Origin of the sequence: Curtobacterium sp. B18, assembly GCF_000333375.1 — a bacterium.
GTDB lineage: Bacteria > Actinomycetota > Actinomycetes > Actinomycetales > Microbacteriaceae > Curtobacterium.
On record NZ_BACZ01000524.1, the window covers coordinates 1 to 1533 of the forward strand.

At 74.6% G+C, this 1533-nt stretch carries 1 protein-coding gene; it reads right to left on the minus strand.

Going from position 1 to position 1533, the window contains the following annotated elements; genetic code table 11:
- Positions 1-1533 (minus strand): heavy metal translocating P-type ATPase (locus tag I5E_RS13895; protein WP_022907518.1); only part of this gene is annotated, 1533 nt, incomplete at both ends.

The window sequence follows — 1533 nt, forward strand, 5'->3', positions numbered from 1 at the left end:
GACCGCTCACCACCGTGATGTCGCTCGCCGCGATCGCGGCGTCGGTCCCGGCGCCCATCGCGATCCCGAGATCGGCCGCCGCGAGGGCCGCGGCGTCGTTCACGCCGTCACCCACCATCGCGACGTGTCGGCCATCGGCCTGCAGGCGGCGGACGGTGTCGAGCTTCGAGGCCGGGGTGGCGCGGGCGTGCACCTCGTCGATGCCGACCGCGGCGGCGACGGCGCGTGCAGCGCCCTCGTTGTCGCCGGTGAGGAGCACCGGGTGCAGCCCGAGCTCCCGGAAGCGCCGGACGGCGTCCGCAGCCTCGGGCTTCACGGTGTCGGCGACGACGACCACGCCGAGTGCTCGGCCGTCCGTCGCGACGACCACCGCGGTGCCACCGTCGGACTCGGCGTCCCGGACGGCACGCAGCACGGTCTCCGGGACGGCGACGGACCACGACGTCTCGAGCCACGCGGTCGTGCCGACGAGGACCACCGCGCCGTCGACGACCGCCTGGACCCCGGCCCCGGGGGTCGCGGTGAACTGCGTCGCTCCGGTGACGTCGAGTCCTCGGGTCCGGGCGGCCGCGACGATCGCCCGGGCGACGGGGTGCTCGGAGCCGTCCTCGACCGCGGCGGCGAGCCGGAGGACCTCGGCGTCGTCGGTGCCGGGCGTGCCCGTGACCGCACGCAGGGTCATCGTCCCGGTCGTCACCGTCCCGGTCTTGTCGAGGACGATCGTGTCGACGCCGTGGGTCTGCTCGAGGACCTGCGGGCCACCGATCAGGATGCCGAGCTGCGAGCCCCGGCCGGTCCCGACCAGGAGCGCGGTCGGGGTCGCGAGGCCGAGCGCGCAGGGGCAGGCGATGATGAGCGTCGCGACCGCCGCGGTGAAGGCGGCCGTCAGGGATCCGCCGAGGACGAGCCACCCGACGAACGCCGTCACCGCGAGCCCGATGACGATCGGCACGAAGACCCCGGACACCCGGTCGGCGAGGCGCTGGACGTCGGCCTTCCCGGTCTGCGCGTCCTCGATGAGCCGCCCCATCCGGGCGAGTTCGGTGTCGGCCCCGACCCGGGTGATCGCGACGACGAGCCGACCGCCGACGTTGATCGTGGCGCCGGTGACGTCGTCGCCGTCGTGGACCTCGACCGGTACGGACTCGCCGGTGAGCATGCTGCGGTCGACGGCCGACGTGCCCTCGCGCACGGTGCCGTCGCTCGGGATCCGCTCCCCCGGCCGGACGACCACGACGTCGCCGACGACGAGGGACGCGGCGGGCACGCGCGTCTCGGTGCCCCCGCGCAGCACCGTGGCGTCCTTCGCGCCGAGTTCGAGCAGCGCCCGGAGTGCGGCGCCGGACTGCTGCTTCGCGCGGGCCTCCATGTACCGCCCCGCGAGGATGAACACCGTGACGGCCGACGCGACCTCGAGGTAGAGGTCGCTCGCCTCGGGATCGGTCGCGAACCACGAGAAGGTCATGTGCATGCCGGTCGTCCCGGCGTCACCGAGGAACAGCGCGTACAGCGACCACCCGAACGCGGCGAGGA